The following is a 17,232-nucleotide window of genomic DNA, read 5'->3' as shown; positions in this document are numbered from 1 at the left end:
TCCGGTGGTCGTCCGGGCGACCATATGAAAAATTCTGACGTTGCTCAACTACGTGTCTGAATTTTAGCTTCACGCAGGCCGGTGACCCCCAGGCCCGGAGCGTCCGGCAGCAGCACGCTCGCGCCCTCGTACCGGATGCCCCCGGTGACCGGCGACCAGGCCAGCCACCAGGCGGCGTCGAGGTCCGACACGGCGGTGGTGCCGGACGCGGCGACCAGGCTGGCCGCGGCGCCGACCCCCACCGGGCCCTCCATCATCGAACCGACGATGGTGCCCATGCCGTGCGCGGCGGCCAGGTCGAGCAGCGTGCGGGCCGGTTGCAGGCCGCCGCACTTGGCCAGCTTCACGTTGACCATGTCGGCGGCGCGCCGCCGGATCACCTCGACCAGGTCGCGCACGTCGAAGACGGACTCGTCGGCCAGGATCGGCAGGTCCACCCGGTCGCTGACCCAGGCCAGCCCGTCCAGGTCGCGGCGGTGCACCGGCTGCTCGACCAGCTCCACGTCGAGCCCCGCGTCCTCGATCGCGCGGATCACCCGCACCGCCTCCCGGGGCGTCCAGCCCTGGTTGGCGTCCAGCCGGATCCGCACGTCCGGCCCGACCGCGGCCCGCACCGCCCGGACCCGGTCCAGGTCGCCGCGGGCGTCGGTGCCGACCTTGAGCTTGAGCACGCCGAACCCCTCGGCGCCGCGCCGCGCCGCCGTCGCCGCCAGGTCGACCGCGTCACCGGCGGCCAGCGTGACGTCGGTCGGCACGCGCAGCGCCGTGCCACCGAGCAGACGCACCAGGGGTACGCCGAGCCGCCGCGCGGCCAGGTCGTGCAGCGCCACGTCGAGCGCCGCCTTCGCCGACTCGTTTCCCACCACGGCACGGCGCACCAGCACGCCTGCTGCCTGGAGGTCGTCGGCGTCGCGGCCGATCAGCAGCGGCGCGAGCAGTTCGCGTACGCACGCCTCGGCACCCGCCACCGACGCGCCGGTGACCTGCCAGACCTGCGGCGCCTCCCCGAAACCGGACCGGCCGTCGCCGTCGACCACCTCCACCACCAGCGTGTCCACTGTGGTGGTACGGCGCAGCGCGGTGACGAACGGGGTGTGTAAGGGGGCCGACAGACGGTGGGTGCGTACCGCGGCGATCGTCATGTGGGGCACCCTATAGCCAACTGGCGGCGAGCAGGGGAGGGCCGATGGCCGGGCGGGAATGGGAGCTGGTGGGCGCGCCGAACGCGCGTGACCTGGGTGGACTGCCGACGAGCGACGGGCGGCGGGTACGGGCGGGGCGGCTCATCCGCACACCCGCGCTGGGCCGGCTCACCGACGAGGACCTGCCGGTGCTGGGCAAGCTCGGCCCGGCCTGCGTGGTGGACCTGCGCGACGTCCACGAGCAGGCGGTGGCCCCGCCGGACCGGCTGGTGGGCGAGCCCCGCACCGTGCACCTGCCGGTCTACGACGCGGCGCACCCGGTGTTCACGTACGTCTCGGCGGTGCTGCAGGGCCACGACCTGGACGCGTACGCGGCGCTGGCCCGCGAGGGCATGCCGGGGGCGATGACGGCGATCTACCGCTGGTTCGTCACCGGGGAGTCGGCACGGACCGGGTTCGGCGCGGCGGTGCGGCTCGCCGCCGAGGGCGCGAACCTGCCGCTGCTGTTCCACTGCTCGGCCGGCAAGGACCGCACCGGCTGGCTGTCGGTGGTGCTGCTGACCGCGCTGGGCGTGGAGGACGAGGCGATCCGCGCCGACTACCTCGTGCACAACGAGTTGACCGAGAGCCTGCGCGAAGTGCTGCTGTCCGCGATGATCCAGCGCCGGCCGGACCTGGACCCGGCGGTGGCCCGGCCGCTGCTGGAGGTGCGCCCGGAATACCTGGACGCCGCCTACGACGAGGTGCGCCGCGCGCACGGCTCGTTCGACGCGTACCTGCGCGACGGTCTGGGGGTGACCGACGCGCACCGCGCCGCGCTGCGCGAGCGGCTGCTGGAGTAGCCGGGTCAGCCGGCCAGGTCGTGCCGCGCGGCCCAGACCCGCTCGGAGACGTGCGCGATCAGCCGGCAGGCGTCATCCTCGACCTCGTCGCCGTCCGCGCCGCCGTCGGCCAGCTCGGTGGTGGTGCAGACGACGATCGTGTACGGCGGCGAGTCGTCCGGGAACACCACGCCCGCGCCGTGGCGTACGCCGCGTACCCAGCCGTTCTTGTGCGCGATCCGGGTGCCGTCGGGCAGCCCGGCGGCCAGGTCCTCGCGGTGTTCCTGCGCGACGAGCACGGCGAGCATGGCGGCGCAGCCGGCCGGCGAGGCGAGCGGGCCGGGCCGGGACGCGCCGAGCGCCAGCTCACCGAGCAGGGCGGCCAGGTCGGCGGCGGTGACCAGGTTGTCGATGCCGGAGTCGCGGGCGGCGAAGTCCTCGATGCCGCGGCCGGTGACGCTGTGCCGCGCACCGGCGAGCGCCCACGCCTGCGCCACGGCGGGCAGCCCCACCTGGCCGATGCAGATGTTGGTGGCGAGGTTGCTGGACCGGACGATCATCCGTTCGGCGAGCCAGCGCAGCGGCGCCTCACCGCCGACGCGGTCCCAGACCGCCTCGTCGTTGTCGTAGTCGCGGTCGTTCGCGAACCGGGGCGCGCCGGGCAGCGCGGAGTCGAACGAGTTGCGCACCGGCACCGGCGCGTCCAGGTCGAGCCGGCCGGCCTCGGCGGCGCGGAACAGCGCAACCAGCACGGCGAGCTTCATGGTGCTCGCCGCGTAGTGGGTGGCGTCGGCCCGCCGCGTCCACGCCGGCCGCGCGCCGGGGCGGCCCACGTACGCGGAGACGGTGCCGGGCACCCGGTCCAGGTGTGCGTCGAGGTCCTCCCAGGTCATGACCGCACCGTAGCGGATCTTCGTGGCGTACGCGGGGCAGCGGCGGGCCCGGTGCGGGGCTAGCGTGCGGAGATGACGACCCCGTTGTACGACGACATCGCCGACTGGTACGAGGAGTACGCCAGCGAGACCTCGTCGGTCTACATGGACCGGGTCCGGTCGGTGCTGGCCGACCTGCTGGGCGAAGGCCCCGGCCGCTGCGTGGACCTGTGCTGCGGCACCGGGGCGCACGCGGCCGAGCTGAAGCGTCTCGGGTGGACACCGGTGGGGGTGGACCTGTCCGGCGGGCAGTTACGCCACGCCCGCGCCCGGCTGCCGGTGGCCCGGGCCGACGCGACCGCGTTGCCACTCGCCACCGGCGCCGTACCGGCGGTGGTCTGCGTGCTCGCGCACACCGACATGCCGGACTATCCGGCGGCGGTCGCCGAGGCGGCGCGGGTGCTGGCACCTGGCGGGCGGCTGGTGCACGTCGGCGTGCACCCGTGTTTCGTGGGTGCGTTCGCCGACCGGTCCGAGCCGGAGCGGATCGTGATCGACGGCGGGTACGCCTCGCGGGAGCGCACGGTCCGTTCGTGGAACGCGACCGGGGTGCGGGCGCGGGTCGGCGCGTGGCACCTGCCGCTGGCCGGCCTGCTGGACGCCGTGGCGGGCGCCGGCCTGCGGCTGACCCGGGTCGTCGAGTCCGGCTCCGGCCCGATCCCCGACGTCCTGGCCCTGGAGGCCACCAAACCTCACTGACCCCGCTGGCTGTGACTTCGCCTCGCGTCTGAGGCACGGTACCGGCCCCGTGGCGCGTCTCGCCGTCTCGCATCTGTCGCGCAGCCCTCCCGTTGACCGCGTCGATCATGAAGTTGGCGGCGGACTCGATCTGGCGGTTTCTAGGCTTCAGTGCAACTGATCTTGGTTGGGCTGGAGGGGCTGGTGGCGAGGCCGGGTGTGATGACGTTCGGGCATCGGCAGGTGTTGGAGCATCTGTGGGGGTCGGGTCGGACGATCTCGCAGATCGCGGAGGTTCTCGGGGTGCCGGTGTGCACGGTGTCGCGGGAGGTGGCGCGGAACAACAGTGCGCGGCACGGGACGAAGAACCCGCTCGGGCGGTCACTGCCGTCCGGGCGGGCTCGGCGTCCGTATCGGTGGGGGTATCAGGCGCAGTGGGCGCAGCGGCGTTCTGACGGGGCCCGGCGGCGGCCGGTGGTCTCGAAGTTGGCGGCGGGCACGCGGCTGCGGCAGGTGGTGGCGGGGAAACTGGCGCGTAGGTGGTCTCCGAAGCAGATCGCCGCGTGGTTGCGGGCCACGTTCGCCGACCGGCCGGAGTTGCAGGTGTCCCACGAGACGATCTACCAGGCGATCTATGTGCAGTCGCGGGGCAGCCTGCGGGCGGAGTTGACCCGGCAGGTGGCGCTGCGCTCGGGTCGCACCCAGCGGCGCCCGCAGTCGCGGGCCGCGGGTGCCGCCCGTAGTCGGCGGCCCTGGATCGGGGACCTGCGGATCAGTAACCGGCCGGCTGAGGCTGCCGACCGGGCGGTGCCCGGGCACTGGGAAGGTGACCTGGTCATCGGCAAGGCCGGAGCCTCGGCGATCGTGACCCTGGTGGAACGGACCACCCGCTATGTGATGCTCGGCGCGCTGCCTCACGGCCGCGACAGCGAAGCCGTCATCGGTGTCCTCACCGCCCTGGCAGCCCGCATGCCGGCACACCTGCGCCGGTCGCTGACCTGGGACCAAGGCACGGAAATGGCCACCCACCCGGTGTTCACCGTCGCCACCGGCTGCCCGGTCTACTTCTGCGACCCCCACAGCCCCTGGCAACGCGGCACCAACGAGAACACCAACGGGCTCCTACGCCAGTACTTCCCCAAAAGCAGCTACGACTTCCGCGCCATCGACCAGCGCGGCCTGGACCACGTCGCCCACGAACTCAACACCCGGCCCCGCGAAACGCTGGGCTGGAACACCCCAGCCCAACGCCTCGCACAACTCATCACCACCTGACGATTGCACTCACCCCTTGACCCCGCCTCTCCAGAACTGCCGCCAACCTCATGATCGACCGGCGACCGGGCGGAGATGGGTGAGCGGGTGAGCGGGTGAGTGGGGAGGAGGCGGTGGGAAGGGGGGAGCCCGGTCCGCTGAGGGCGGGCCGGGCTCCGGGTGGGGCTTATGAGCGGTGGTGGGTCAGCCGGCGTGCTTGCGGCGGGCGGCGGCCCGGCCACGCTGCTGCTGGTCGAGCACCACCTTGCGGATGCGCACCGCGGCCGGGGTGACCTCGACGCACTCGTCCTCGCGGCAGAACTCCAGCGCCTGCTCCAGGGACAGCTTGCGCGGCGGGATCAGCTTCTCGGTCTCGTCGGCGGTCGACGAGCGCATGTTGGTGAGCTTCTTCTCCTTGGTGATGTTGACGTCCATGTCGTCGGAGCGGGAGTTCTCACCGACGATCATGCCCTCGTACACCTCGGTGCCCGGCTCGACGAAGAGCTGGCCGCGCTCCTGGAGGTTGGTCATCGCGAACGCGGTGACCGAACCGGCGCGGTCGGCGACCAGCGAGCCGTTGTTGCGGGTGCGCAGCTCGCCGAACCACGGCTCGTACGACTCGAAGACGTGGTGCAGGATGCCGGTGCCGCGGGTCTCGGTGAGGAATTCGGTCCGGAACCCGATCAGGCCGCGCGCCGGGACCAGCCACTCCATCCGGATCCAGCCGGTGCCGTGGTTGACCAGCTGCTCCATCCGGCCCTTGCGGGTGGCCAGCAGCTGGGTGATGGCGCCGAGGTACTCCTCCGGGGCGTCGATGGTCAGCCGCTCGACCGGCTCGCAGGTCTTGCCGTCGATCTCCTTGGTGACGACCTGCGGCTTGCCGACGGTCAGCTCGTAGGACTCGCGGCGCATCTGCTCGACCAGGATCGCCAGGGCCAGCTCGCCACGGCCCTGCACCTCCCAGGCGTCCGGCCGCTCGGTGGGCAGCACCCGCAGCGAGACGTTGCCGATCAGCTCCTTGTCGAGCCGGTCCTTGACCATCCGGGCGGTGACCTTGGCGCCCTTGACCCGGCCGACGAGCGGCGAGGTGTTGGTGCCGATGGTCATCGAGATGGCCGGCTCGTCCACGGTGATCAGCGGCAGCGGCACCGGGTTCTCGGCGTCGGCGAGCGTCTCACCGATCATGATCTCCGGGATGCCGGCTACGGCGATGATGTCGCCCGGCCCGGCGGAGTCGGCCGGCTTGCGCTCCAGGCCCTCGGTCATCAGCAGCTCGGAGATGCGTACCCGCTGGGTGCTGCCGTCGGTGCGGCACCAGGCCACGGTCTGGCCCTTGCTGATGGTGCCCTGGCGAACCCGGCACAGCGCGAGCCGGCCCAGGAACGGCGAGGCGTCGAGGTTGGTGACGTGGGCCTGCAGCGGCGCGTCCTCGTCGTACGCGGGCGCGGGGATGGTGTCCAGCAGCGTGCGGAACAGCGGCTCCAGGTTGCTGCTGTCGTCCGGGACGGCGCCGTCGGCGGGCTGGGTCAGCGAGGCGATGCCGTCGCGGGCGCAGGCGTAGACGATCGGGAAGTCGATCTGCTCCTCGTCGGCGTCCAGGTCGAGGAACAGCTCGTACGTGTCGTCCACGACCTCCTTGATCCGGGCGTCCGGACGGTCCACCTTGTTGATCACCAGGATGATCGGCAGCCGGGCGCGCAGCGCCTTGCGGAGCACGAACCGGGTCTGCGGCAGGGGGCCTTCGCTGGCGTCGACGAGCAGCACCACACCGTCGACCATGGTCAGGCCGCGCTCGACCTCGCCGCCGAAGTCGGCGTGACCGGGGGTGTCGATGATGTTGATGGTGACGGGCTCCGAGCCGTCCGCCGGCATGTACCGCACGCCGGTGTTCTTGGCGAGGATGGTGATGCCCTTCTCGCGCTCGAGGTCCATCGAGTCCATGACCCGCTCGGTGGTCTCACCACGGGCGCCGTAGGCGCCGGCCTGCCGCAACATGGCGTCGACCAGGGTCGTCTTGCCGTGGTCGACGTGGGCGATGATGGCGACGTTGCGGAGGTCGGTGCGTAGCTGCATACCCTCCATACTCCTGTCTGCGGTTGCCGGGGCACGCCTCGGGGTCACCCCGAGACAACCCGGATCTGCGTCGAAAGTGCTGTGCCGACCGTTCCAGCGACTGGCATGCTGACACCCGTGCGGGGTGCCCGATGCCTGACCTGCTGAGCTGGCTGCAGGAGCTGCCGCCCCTGCTGATCTACGTGGCCGCCGCGGCGATCGTCGCGGCGGAGACCGCGGTGATCGTCGGGCTGCTGATGCCCGGCGAGGCGACCCTGCTTCTGGTCGGCTTCCTAGCGTACGCGGGGACGCTGCGCCTCGCGCCCGTGCTGGTGGCGATGACCGCCGCCGCCGTGATCGGAGACACACTCGCGTGGCGGGCCGGCCGCCGCTACGGCCCCCGTCTGCGTGCCTCCGGGGTGGGTGCCCGGATCGGCGCGCACCGGTGGCGGCGGGCCGACTCGCTGCTGGAGCGCCTCGGCGGCCGGGGTGTGCTCGCGGCCCGCTGGATCGCGTTCGCCCGCACGCTGGCGCCCCGGCTCGCCGGGTCGGCCGGGATGCCGTACCGGCGGTTCGCGCCGTGGAACCTGGCCGGGGTGGCGAGCTGGGTCGGCGCCTCGGTGCTCGCCGGCTACCTCGCCGGTGAGTCGTACGAGCGGGTGTCGAAGCTGCTCGGCCGGGCCACCGGCGCGGTGCTGGTCCTGCTGCTGTGCCTGCTCGCCGTGGTGCTGGCCGGCCGCTGGCTGGGCCGCAACCCGGACCCGGTACGCGCGCTGGCCGCACGGGCCGCCGCGTTGCCGCCGCTGCGCTGGCTGCGGGCCCGGTACGGGGTGCTGTTCTTCCTGGTCGCCATGCGGGTCGGCCCGGCCTGGACGCTGCTGTTCAACCTGGCGCTGGGGCTGGCGCTGCTGTTCGTCGCCGGGCTGGCCGTGGCGGTCCTGCTGGAGGCGGTGGTCGCGCAGAGCGGGCTGTACGTCCTCGACGGGCTGGTCGCCGACTGGTTCGCCGCCCGGCGTACCCCCGGGGTGGACGACACGGCGCTGCTGGCGGTGTCGGTGTTGCGCGGCTGGGTGCTGATCGCCGCGGTGGCGGTGGTGGCCGCCGTGGTCGCCCGGCGCGGCCGGGCCTGGCGGGCGGACCCGCTCGGGGTGCTGGGGACCGTCGGGGCGGCCGTGCCGCTGGTGTTGCTCGTCGTCGTCGCGGACCTGACCGGCCCGGGCGGCCCGGACCGCCCCGGTGACCTGTTCCCGACGCAGAACGCGGTGGTGACCGCGAGCTTCGGCACGCTCGCCTGGCTGCTGTCGCGCGGCGCCCGCTGGCCGGTGGGCGCGGCGGTCTGGACGGTCGCGTCGGCGGGCGTGGTGACTGTCACCGGCGCGCGGCTCTACCTGGGCTTCAGCACGGCGAGCGGCACCGTCACCGCGGTCCTGCTGGGCGTCGCCTGGACCACCGTGTTCGTGGTGGCGTGGGCGACCCGGGACCGCCTGGCCGACCGGGACGAGCGACCGGCCGGCGCGGTGGCGGGGGAGTCGCCGCCCCGGCCCCGGCGGCGCCGGTCCGCGTTCCGGGTACCCCCCGGACCTGTCGATCCTTGCTAGGGTGCGCCGACGGGGGACTACGGGGAGGTCCGATGCGGCGAGGACTCGGCCGGTGGGCCGTGACAGTGGTGGCACTGGTCGCGGCGGCCACGCTCACGGCGTGCGGCGAGGAGGAACGGCCGGTCCGGGAGGTCGCTGCGGACCTGCCCACTGCGGCCCCGGCGGACCAGCCGCAGGAGGCGCCCGCCGACGCGCCGAGCGAGGAGCCACCGGCGGTCGCGGCGATGGGCGGACGGCCCAGCCCGAGCGCGTCGGCGAAACCGAAGCCGCGGGCGAAGCCGTCCCGCACGTCGACGGCGCCGCTGGCCCGGCCGAAGCCGCCGACCGAGACCCAGGTGCCACCGGCGCCGCCGAAGCCGGCCGACGACGGCTGCAAGCCGAGCTACCGGGGCACCAAGGCCAGCCAGAGCCAGGTGAAGGCGGCGCTCGCCGACGCCGCGGCGCGGACCTACTGGCCGACCTCGGCGCCGGACATCCGCATCCCGTCGGCGCTGCTGAAGGCCACCGCCTGGCAGGAGAGCGGGTGGCAGTCCAACATCATCGCCTGTGACGGCGGGGTCGGGCTGATGCAGGTCATGCCGGCCACGGCGGAGTGGATGAACCAGCGGTTCGGCCAGTCGTACGACATCGACGCCTACCGGGACAACGCCTACCTGGGCGGCACCTACCTGGCCTGGCTGACCAAGTACATCGGCGACATGTACTTCGAGTCCGACTACCGGCTCGACGCCTCGCTGTGCACCAGCGAGCTGAACTCCTGCCTGCTCAACGCCGTGATCGCGGCCTACAACTACGGGCACGGCGCGGTGGCGCGGGAGGATCAGCCGCTGACCATCCCCAACCCGCAGTACGTGCGCAACGTGCGGGCGCTGATGACCGAGTGCGAGTGCCTGAGCTTCTGAGCGAACCGACGAACGGGCGACCGGACGAACGGGCGGGGGCCGGCGTACGCGCCGGCCCCCGCCCGTCCGGTCAGTCCCGCGCGGCGACCGGCTCGGCCGGCGTCGTGGCGGGCGCGTCGGCGTCCCGCTTGATCCGTCCCGGCCACCAGAACCGGTCACCGAGCAGGAACGCCAGCGCCGGCACCAGCACCGTCCGGACCAGCAGCGTGTCCAGCAGCACACCGATGCAGACGATGATGCCGATCTGGGTGAGCGTGATCAGCGGCAGCACGCCGAGCACCGCGAACACTGCGGCCAGCAGGATGCCGGCGCTGGTGATCACGCCGCCGGTGACCCGCAGCGCCGACAGCATCCCGTCGCGGGTGCCGGTGCGCCGGGCGTCCTCCCGGGCCCGGGTGACCAGGAAGATGTTGTAGTCGACGCCGAGCGCCACCAGGAACACGAACGCGAGCAGCAGCACCCCGCTGTCCAGCGCCGGGAAGTCCAGCACGTGGTCGAAGAGCAGCCAGGCCGCGCCGAGGCTGGCGAAGAACGAGGCGATGACTGTCAGCACCAGCAGCAGCGGCGCCAGGAGCCCGCGCAGCAGCAGCACCAGCACCGCGCCGACCAGCAGCAGGATCAGCGGCAGGATCAGCTTGAGGTCCTTGGTGTTCGCCTCGTTCGAGTCGTACGTCGCGGCGACCGAACCACCGACCAGGGCACCGCCGGGGGCGTCCGCTCCGTCCACGGCGGGCGGTGCCGAGTCCGGTACGGCGGCCACGGCGTCGCGCAGCGCCACCACGGCCCGGTCGGAGGCGGCGCTGCCCGGCTCGGCGGTGAGCACCACGTCGATCTGGGCGACCCGGTCCCCGGCGGCGCCGGGCCGGGCCGAGGCGACCCCGTCGACGCCGCCCGCCGCGGCCAGGACGGCCTGAGCGGCCTGCGGGGTGGTGAGCACCGCGACCGGCTGGGTGCTGCCGGCCGGGAACGCCCGGGCGAGCGTCTCGGCTCCGGCGACCGCCTCGGGCTTCTCGCTGAACTGCTCGGTCTCGGACAGCCCGGTGCGGATGCCCAGGCCGCCGAGGGCGAGGCCGGCGAGCAGCAGGACGGCGAGCGCGGCGACCGGCAGCGGCCGGCGGACCACCATCTCGCCGAGACGGCCCCAGATCCGGCCCTCGCGGGCGGCGCTGCCGACGCGGGGGACGAACGGCCAGAACAGGCCCCGGCCGAACAGCAGCAGGGCGGCGGGGAGCACGAACAGGGCGGAGAGCATGGCGAGGATCACACCGGTGGCGCAGGCCAGGGCGAGCGCCCGGTTGGTCTCCTGCTCGGACAGCAGCAGCGTGAGCACGCCGAGGACGACGGTGCTGCCACTGGCCAGGATCGGCTCGGCGGTGCGGCGCAGCGCCGAGCGCATGGCGGCGAACCGGTCCTCCTCGCGGCGCAGCTCCTCCCGGTAGCGGGCGATGAGCAGCAGCGCGTAGTTGGTGGCGGCACCGAACACCAGCACACTGGCGATGCCCGTGACCTGCCCGCTGGGCAGGTAGATGCCGAAGGCCGGGACGAGGGACTCCACCACGCGCAGCGTGATCTGCTCGGTTGCGCCGACGACCAGCAGAGGCACCAGCCACAGGAACGGGCTGCGGTAGGTGACGAGCAGCAGCACCGCCACCACGGCGGCGGTGACCAGCAGCAGCGTGGTGTCCGCGCCCTGGAACACCTTGCCCAGGTCCGCGGTGAACGCCGGGCCGCCGGTGACCTCGACGGTCAGCTCGCCGGGCAGGTCACCGACCGCCTCGCGGAGCTTCTCCACCTCGTCGACCACCGCCGACGGGCCGCCCTCGGTGGACAGCGGCACCGCGACCAGCGCCACAGTGCCGTCCGGGGAGACCTGGGCGGGGGAGACCCGCCCGCCGGCGGCGAGCGAGTTCAACTCGCCGCCGAGGCCGTCGAGCACGCTGCGGTCGGCCCCGCTCAGCGGAGCCCGGTCGGCGCGGCTGACCACCACCAGGGCGGTCTGGGCGTCCTTGGAGGGCAACTGCTCCTGGAGCCGCTCGACCTGTGTCGACTGCCACTCCACGGACAGGCCGGTGTCGGAGACGGGCGCCGGATTGTCCGGCTTCGGAAGCCCGAAGGCGACCACGCCGACGACGAGTGCGGCGGCCAGCGTGAGCCAGGCGGCCAGCCGGCCCCGGACGACGCGGGTGAACAGAGACATCTGATGCCCTCACATATTGGTCGCGGGGGATTCTCTCTAAACGAGTATCTTGATGAGCGAGATTATCCGGGGTGGTTCTATGCTGCAACCGGAACTGTTCGACAGGGGGGGTGGCGGCAAGCGGTGGCGGCGCACAGGATGTACCGGCGACGCGACGACCCGCGCGGTCGCATGGTCGCCGACATCACAAACGACCTGCGCCGCTACTCGGTCGACGCGCAGCACATCGGGCACGCGTTCGCCGGGCTGCACGGGCTCAACGCCACCGACCTGTACGCCCTGATCGCGGTCATGGAGGCCGAGCTGGTGGGCGACCCGATCACCCCCGGCCGTCTCGGCGAGGCGCTCAACCTCTCCTCCGGCTCCGTGACCGCGCTCGTCGACCGGCTGGAGCGCGGCGGCCACATCCGGCGCGACCGGGACACCGCCGACCGCCGCAAGATCCTCCTGCACTACGCCGACCGGGGCGCCACGCTGGCGCAGAGCTTCTTCGGGCCGCTCGGCCGCCGTACCGACGAGGTGATGGAACGCTTCAGCGACGACGAGCTGGCCGTGGTGCACCGGTTCATGGCCGAGATGGTGCACTCCATGCGTACCCACCGGGACGAGATCCGCGCCGCGCCCCGCCGTGGCGCCGGGTCCGGAGACGCCTGATCGTGCGGCTCGCCACCCGGGCGGCCACCGCGGCGCTGCGACTGCCCGCCGCCCGCACCGGGCGGGTCACCGTCACCCGGGACATCCCGGTCCGGGTACGCGACGGAGTGACGCTGCGCACCGACCACTACGCGCCCGGCCTGCCCGCCGCGCCGTGCGTGCTGATCCGCACCCCGTACGGGCGCGGCGGACCGGTCCGGCTGCTGGGCCGCCTGATCGCCGAGCGGGGTTTCCACGTGGTGATCCAGTCGTGCCGCGGCACGTTCGGCTCCGGCGGCGAGTTCGCGCCGCTGGTGCACGAGCGCGACGACGGTCTCGACACGCTCGACTGGCTGCGCCGCCAGCGGTGGTGGACCGGCGCGTTCGGCATGTTCGGCGCCAGCTACCAGGGCTTCGTGCAGTGGGCGCTCGCCGCCGAGGCGGGCGACGAGCTGCGCGCGATGGTCGCCGTGGTGACCGCTTCGGGCACCCGCGACTCGACGTACGCGGGGGAGTCGTTCGCCCTCGACACGGTGCTCACGTGGGCCGAGCTGCTCCAGGCGCAGACCGTGCCCTGGCTGGCCCGGCAGTGGGAACTCAAGCGCGGCCAGCCCCGCCTCGCCCGGGCCCTGGCGCATCTGCCGCTGGCCGAGGCCGACCGGGTCGCCACCGGCGTCACGGTGCCGTTCTTCCAGGAGTGGCTGCGCCACCACACGCCCGGCGCCGACTACTGGCGTACCCGGGTCTTCGGCGACCGGATCACCGAGGTCCGCGCCCCGGTGGCGATGGTCAGCGGCTGGCAGGACATCTTCCTGCCGGCCCAGCTCGACGACTACGCCCGCCTGCGGGCCGCCGGGACGCGTACCCGCCTGGTCGTCGGGCCGTGGACGCACGGCAGCCCGGGGCTGCTCCTGGCGTCGCTGCGGGAGGGCCTGGACTGGCTCGACACCCACCTGGCCGGGCGGCCCGGGCCGGACCGCGCGCCGGTGCGGGTGCACGTCGGCGGCGACGGCGGCGGCTGGCGCGACCTGCCGGACTGGCCGCCACCGGCCACCCCCGCGCGATGGCATCTGCGATCCGCCGGCGGGCTGGCCCCGGAACCGCAGGAGCACGGCGCACCGGACCGGATCTGGTACGACCCGGCCGACCCCACCCCGTCGCTCGGCGGCCCGCTGCTGGTGGCCCAGCGGGCCGGCGCGGTGGACAACCGGCCGGTCGAGGCGCGCCCGGACGTGCTGACCTACACCACTGAGCGGTTGCGTGAGCCGGTCGAGGTGGCCGGGCCGGTACGCGCCGAGATCCACCTGCGCAGCGAACTGTCGTACCTGGACGTGTTCGTGCGTCTGTGCGACGTGGACCGGCGCGGGCGCTCGTGGAACGTCTGCGACGGCCTGGTCCGCGTCGAGCCAGGCCGGTTCCCGCGCGATCCGTCCGGCGTGGTCACCGTGCCGGTCACGCTCTGGCCCACGGCGTACCGATTCGCGCCCGGGCACCGGCTGCGCGTGCAGGTCTCCGGCGGCGCTCACCCGCGATACGCGCGCAATCCCGGCACCGGTGAGCCGCTCGGCACCGCCGTGACCCTCCGTGCTGGATGGCGGGAGATCCTCCACGATCGCGAGCATCCCTCGGCACTGGTGCTGCCGCTCGTTCCGGCACCGTCCACAGCGGGCTGATAGTTCAAAAAACCGCTTCTGAGCTGGGCACTTCTGCCTAACCGTGGTTAAGCTCGGAGCAAGTGCCCGGTGCCGTGCAGTTATCCGGCGGGGCGCGTCCGCGGATCGCATGTCATCACGCGGTGTGATTTTCGTGCCCTCGCCGGTCATCGATCGGAAGGGGATCTGTCATGACGTCGGCCCCGGCGAACCTGCTGGCCGTCCGGAATCTCTTACTCACCTACCTCAACGTCGACAAGAACGCCGTACGCGCCGACGACCTGGAGCCGGCGGAGGTCGGCATCGTCGGAGACGTCAACCACCGCGGCGGCTACCACTGCGGCTCCGACCGGGTCGTCACGAACGACTACTCGGTGGTGGAGTCCAACCGGGACCGGTCGGGGCTCACGCTGTACGCGTCGGCGCTGGACGTCGGCACGTTCTCCGTCCGCTCCGGTGGCGGCACGCACAATCTGCGGACGTTCTCCACCTGGATGGTGGCGCAGTGCGTGGCGAACGCCGCGGACACCCGGGACATCCGGGAGGTCATCTACTCGCCGGACGGGCGGACCGTACGCCGCTGGGACCGGCTGGGACGGCGCACCGGCGGCGACAGCAGCCACCTGTTCCACACCCACTTCAGCTTCTTCCGCGACTCCACGAAGGCGGGCCGGGACCAGACCCCGCTGTTCCGCCGCTATCTGACCGCGATCGGGATGATCGCCATCGCGAAACCGGAGGACGACATGGAACAGACCGACAAGCTCATCCGCGACACCGGCGCCAAGAACCGTACCGTCGGCGACGTCCTGGCCGACCTGCAGAACCTGCGCAACTGGCTCATCTCGCCGGCAAACACCACCGGGCTGGTCAATCCGCCGATGGCGAACTCGCCGTTGCAGCAGATGCTGGCGATGCTGCGCGCCTGGCCGGCGCTGGTGGCGCAGGTGAACGAACTGTCCGGCAAGGACTTCACCGACGAGGAGCAGATCGTCTCCGGGGTGCTGGCCGGGCTGCCGCCGGAGAAGATCGCCGAGGCCATCCCGCCGCAGATCGCCCGGGACGTCGCCGACGAACTGTCCCGGCGGCTGACCGCCTGACCGCCCGGCGCCGCGACCGTCGCGTCGCGGCGCCGCGGTCCGGGCAATTCGGCAAGAGCTGTTGCGCAACAGCTCTTGCGAATGCCAGACTCGCCGCATGGAACCCACCGTCCGGCAGGTCACCGACTCGCGGGTGCTCGCCGCGCTCGCCCACCCCCTGCGCCGCCGGCTCATGGACGTCCTCAAGGTGTACGGCCCGTGCACCGTCGGCATGCTCGCCGAGCACACCGGCCAGGCGCCCGCGAACGTCAGCCACCACCTCAAGGTGCTCGCCGCCGCCGACCTGCTGGTCGAGGCGCCCGAGCTGGCCCGCGACCGCCGGGAACGCTGGTGGCGGCTGCGCGACCGCGGGGTGCGCTGGTCCAACAGCGACTTCGACGACGACCCGGCGGCCCGGCTGGTGGCCGACGCGGCCAGCTCGCTCAACCTGGAGCGGCACGCCGAGCTGGTCCGCGCCTGGCACGCCGCCTCCGACGAGGCCCACGCCGCGTGGGGCGAGGGGCCGTTCAGCACCGACAAGTGGCTGCACCTGACCCCCGACGAGCTGGCCGAACTCAGCCGCGAGGTGATCGCGCTGTTCGCCAGGTGGGCCGACCGGCCGGTGCCCGAGGACGGGCAGCGCCGCGAGCCGGTCTTCGTGTTCGCCCACGGCGTGCCGGGCCGGCCGTGACCGCTCCCGCGCGCACCTCCGGGCCGGTCGAGGTGCCGCCCGCCCGGCTGTCCCGGCACCGCGACTTCCGGCTGCTCTGGACCGGTCACACGGTCAGCGCCGTGGGCAGCAACATGACCGCTGTGGCGCTGCCGCTGGTCGCGGTCGCGGTGCTCGACGCGACCACGTTCCAGGTGGCGGTGCTCACCGCCGCGGCCTGGCTGCCGTGGCTGCTCGCCGGCCTGCCGGTCGGGGCGTGGGTCGACCGGGTCCGCCGCCGGCCCGTGATGATCGCCGCCGACCTCGCCGCCGCGGCGCTGTTCGCGAGCGTGCCGGTGGCCGCCCTGGCCGGGCTGCTCACCGTCGGGCACCTGCTGATCGTGGCGCTCGGCGCCGGCCTGGCCCGGGTCTTCTTCGAGACCGCCGACCAGGTCTACCTGCCCACGCTGCTGCGTCCCGAGCAGGTGCCCGAGGCCAACGCGCGGCTGCACGCCACCCAGACGGCGAGCTACCTGGTCGGGCCGGGACTGGCCGGTCTGGTCGCCCAGCTTGTCGGCGCGGTGACCGCGGTGGCGCTGGACGCGTTCAGCTTCCTGCTGTCCGCGCTGTGCCTGCGTCGCATCCGTGCCTCCGAACCCCGCCCGCACCGTCCGGCCGGGTCGACGTCGCTGCGCCGCGAGGTCGCCGCCGGGCTGCGGTTCGTCGTCCGCGACCCGTACCTGCGGGTTCTGACGGTCTTCGGGGCGGCGAGCAACATCGGCCTCACCGGCTACCAGGCGGTGCTCGTGGTGTTCCTGGTCCGCTCGGCCGACCTTCCGGCGGGCCTCGTCGGCCTCCTGATCGGACTCGCCAGCCTCGGGGGCGTGATCGGCGCCGCGCTCGCCGCGCGCCTGTCCCGCCGGCTCGGCAGCGCCCGTACGCTGCTGGTCGCCGGCGTCCTGACCGGCCCGCCCGCGCTGCTCATCCCGCTCGCCGGACCCGGCGCGCGCACCGGCTGGCTGGTGCTCGGCGGGGTGCTGGTGAGCCTCGGCGTCGCCGTCGGCAACGTGGTGAAGGGCAGCTTCCGGCAGACGTACACGCCGCACCGGCTGCTCGGCCGGGTGACGGTGAGCATGCATCTGCTCAACTACGGCACCATTCCGCTGGCCGCTCTGCTCGCCGGGGCGCTGGGCGCGGTCTGGGGGCCGGGCGGCGCGATCCGGGCGATGACCGCCTGGCTGGCGCTGACCCCGCTGATCCTGCTGGCCGGGCCACTACGGAAACGGCGCGACCTGCCGGCCGCGCCGTCCTGAGGATGCACTGCGGCGGCGGTCGGATCCCGACCGCCGCCACCGGCACGCGTTACATCGGACGGACGTTGTCCGCCTGCGGGCCCTTCTGGCCCTGGGTCACCTCGAACTCGACCTTCTGGCCCTCGTTCAGCTCGCGGTAGCCACTGCTCTGGATGGCCGAGTAGTGGACGAACACGTCCGGGCCTCCGCCGTCCTGCTCGATGAAGCCGAAGCCCTTTTCCGAGTTGAACCACTTGACCGTGCCGGTTGCCATGCGTCTCTCCCTGTTCCAATGCGGGCGAGCATCGGCTCCGCGGCCGGTGATCGCCCTGTACCACCCCGACAGTAACC

At 73.2% G+C, this 17,232-nt stretch carries 15 protein-coding genes; 10 read left to right on the top strand and 5 right to left on the bottom strand.

Annotated features, from left to right (window positions below):
* Positions 1 to 44 precede the first annotated feature (44 nt).
* Positions 45 to 1,142: a dipeptide epimerase gene (locus tag O7546_RS19475; protein WP_194803509.1), complete on the bottom strand. Its 1,098-nt coding sequence runs from the start codon at positions 1,140 to 1,142 to the stop codon at positions 45 to 47.
* 44 nt (positions 1,143 to 1,186) lie between these two features.
* On the opposite strand from O7546_RS19475, the gene O7546_RS19470 reads away from it, so the two are divergent.
* Complete coding sequence (locus O7546_RS19470) at positions 1,187 to 1,984, top strand: tyrosine-protein phosphatase (RefSeq protein WP_194803508.1); 798 nt, start codon at positions 1,187 to 1,189, stop codon at positions 1,982 to 1,984.
* Positions 1,985 to 1,989: 5 nt separating this feature from the next.
* Here the strand turns inward: O7546_RS19470 and O7546_RS19465 are convergent, their stop codons facing one another.
* Positions 1,990 to 2,856 carry a serine hydrolase gene (locus O7546_RS19465; protein WP_194803507.1) on the bottom strand — a complete coding sequence of 289 codons (867 nt, stop codon included), beginning with the start codon at positions 2,854 to 2,856 and terminating at the stop codon, positions 1,990 to 1,992.
* A 72-nt stretch (positions 2,857 to 2,928) separates the two neighbouring features.
* On the opposite strand from O7546_RS19465, the gene O7546_RS19460 reads away from it, so the two are divergent.
* Entirely contained in the window at positions 2,929 to 3,594 is a 666-nt protein-coding gene (locus O7546_RS19460) for a class I SAM-dependent methyltransferase (RefSeq protein ID WP_281599875.1), read from the top strand.
* Positions 3,595 to 3,795: 201 nt separating this feature from the next.
* The gene (locus O7546_RS19455; RefSeq protein ID WP_228533124.1) at positions 3,796 to 4,848 is read left to right on the top strand and encodes an IS30 family transposase; all 1,053 of its coding nucleotides are present in this window, start codon (positions 3,796 to 3,798) and stop codon (positions 4,846 to 4,848) included.
* Between the two features lie 183 nt (positions 4,849 to 5,031).
* Here O7546_RS19455 and typA read toward each other — a convergent pair whose 3' ends face one another.
* A complete protein-coding gene (gene typA / locus O7546_RS19450) occupies positions 5,032 to 6,900 on the bottom strand; it encodes a translational GTPase TypA (RefSeq protein ID WP_269697328.1) in 1,869 nt (622 codons plus the stop codon).
* Between the two features lie 131 nt (positions 6,901 to 7,031).
* Here typA and O7546_RS19445 point away from each other — a divergent pair, with 131 nt between their 5' ends.
* Positions 7,032 to 8,477 carry a DedA family protein gene (locus tag O7546_RS19445; protein WP_194803195.1) on the top strand — a complete coding sequence of 482 codons (1,446 nt, stop codon included), beginning with the start codon at positions 7,032 to 7,034 and terminating at the stop codon, positions 8,475 to 8,477.
* Positions 8,478 to 8,509: 32 nt separating this feature from the next.
* Positions 8,510 to 9,379 carry a lytic transglycosylase domain-containing protein gene (locus O7546_RS19440; RefSeq protein WP_194803194.1) on the top strand — a complete coding sequence of 290 codons (870 nt, stop codon included), beginning with the start codon at positions 8,510 to 8,512 and terminating at the stop codon, positions 9,377 to 9,379.
* A gap of 70 nt (positions 9,380 to 9,449) precedes the next feature.
* Here O7546_RS19440 and O7546_RS19435 read toward each other — a convergent pair whose 3' ends face one another.
* Complete coding sequence (locus O7546_RS19435; RefSeq protein WP_194803193.1) at positions 9,450 to 11,576, bottom strand: MMPL family transporter; 2,127 nt, start codon at positions 11,574 to 11,576, stop codon at positions 9,450 to 9,452.
* 138 nt (positions 11,577 to 11,714) lie between these two features.
* Here O7546_RS19435 and O7546_RS19430 point away from each other — a divergent pair, with 138 nt between their 5' ends.
* The 5 genes from O7546_RS19430 to O7546_RS19410 all read left to right on the top strand — a co-directional run bounded on the left by O7546_RS19430 (position 11,715) and on the right by O7546_RS19410 (position 16,902).
* Complete coding sequence (locus O7546_RS19430; RefSeq protein WP_194803202.1) at positions 11,715 to 12,230, top strand: MarR family transcriptional regulator; 516 nt, start codon at positions 11,715 to 11,717, stop codon at positions 12,228 to 12,230.
* Positions 12,227 to 13,882 (top strand): CocE/NonD family hydrolase, encoded by a 1,656-nt coding sequence (locus O7546_RS19425; RefSeq protein WP_194803201.1) that lies wholly within the window; start codon positions 12,227 to 12,229, stop codon positions 13,880 to 13,882. Before O7546_RS19430 ends, O7546_RS19425 begins: the two co-directional genes overlap by 4 nt.
* Positions 13,883 to 14,052: 170 nt before the next feature.
* On the top strand, positions 14,053 to 14,961 hold the full coding sequence (locus tag O7546_RS19420; RefSeq protein WP_194803192.1) for a hypothetical protein: 909 nt from the start codon (positions 14,053 to 14,055) through the stop codon (positions 14,959 to 14,961).
* Positions 14,962 to 15,058: 97 nt separating this feature from the next.
* Positions 15,059 to 15,631 (top strand): metalloregulator ArsR/SmtB family transcription factor, encoded by a 573-nt coding sequence (locus O7546_RS19415; RefSeq protein ID WP_269697326.1) that lies wholly within the window; start codon positions 15,059 to 15,061, stop codon positions 15,629 to 15,631.
* A complete protein-coding gene (locus tag O7546_RS19410) occupies positions 15,628 to 16,902 on the top strand; it encodes an MFS transporter (protein ID WP_194803190.1) in 1,275 nt (424 codons plus the stop codon). Before O7546_RS19415 ends, O7546_RS19410 begins: the two co-directional genes overlap by 4 nt.
* A 49-nt stretch (positions 16,903 to 16,951) precedes the next feature.
* Here O7546_RS19410 and O7546_RS19405 read toward each other — a convergent pair whose 3' ends face one another.
* On the bottom strand, positions 16,952 to 17,155 hold the full coding sequence (locus O7546_RS19405; protein WP_013287480.1) for a cold-shock protein: 204 nt from the start codon (positions 17,153 to 17,155) through the stop codon (positions 16,952 to 16,954).
* Positions 17,156 to 17,232: the final 77 nt, after the last annotated feature.

Source organism: Micromonospora sp. WMMA1976, from assembly GCF_027497335.1.
In the GTDB taxonomy this organism is placed as follows: Bacteria; Actinomycetota; Actinomycetes; order Mycobacteriales; family Micromonosporaceae; genus Micromonospora; species Micromonospora aurantiaca.
This window is presented reverse-complemented; position numbering and strand designations above follow the sequence as displayed.

Coding starts and splice junctions, on each gene's coding strand:
- O7546_RS19475 (WP_194803509.1), bottom strand. CDS start 1,142: ATGACGATCGCCGCGGTACGCACCCACCGTCTGTCGGCCCCCTTACAC.
- O7546_RS19470 (WP_194803508.1), top strand. CDS start 1,187: ATGGCCGGGCGGGAATGGGAGCTGGTGGGCGCGCCGAACGCGCGTGAC.
- O7546_RS19465 (WP_194803507.1), bottom strand. CDS start 2,856: ATGACCTGGGAGGACCTCGACGCACACCTGGACCGGGTGCCCGGCACC.
- O7546_RS19460 (WP_281599875.1), top strand. CDS start 2,929: ATGACGACCCCGTTGTACGACGACATCGCCGACTGGTACGAGGAGTAC.
- O7546_RS19455 (WP_228533124.1), top strand. CDS start 3,796: ATGACGTTCGGGCATCGGCAGGTGTTGGAGCATCTGTGGGGGTCGGGT.
- typA (WP_269697328.1), bottom strand. CDS start 6,900: ATGCAGCTACGCACCGACCTCCGCAACGTCGCCATCATCGCCCACGTC.
- O7546_RS19445 (WP_194803195.1), top strand. CDS start 7,032: ATGCCTGACCTGCTGAGCTGGCTGCAGGAGCTGCCGCCCCTGCTGATC.
- O7546_RS19440 (WP_194803194.1), top strand. CDS start 8,510: ATGCGGCGAGGACTCGGCCGGTGGGCCGTGACAGTGGTGGCACTGGTC.
- O7546_RS19435 (WP_194803193.1), bottom strand. CDS start 11,576: ATGTCTCTGTTCACCCGCGTCGTCCGGGGCCGGCTGGCCGCCTGGCTC.
- O7546_RS19430 (WP_194803202.1), top strand. CDS start 11,715: ATGTACCGGCGACGCGACGACCCGCGCGGTCGCATGGTCGCCGACATC.
- O7546_RS19420 (WP_194803192.1), top strand. CDS start 14,053: ATGACGTCGGCCCCGGCGAACCTGCTGGCCGTCCGGAATCTCTTACTC.
- O7546_RS19415 (WP_269697326.1), top strand. CDS start 15,059: ATGGAACCCACCGTCCGGCAGGTCACCGACTCGCGGGTGCTCGCCGCG.
- O7546_RS19405 (WP_013287480.1), bottom strand. CDS start 17,155: ATGGCAACCGGCACGGTCAAGTGGTTCAACTCGGAAAAGGGCTTCGGC.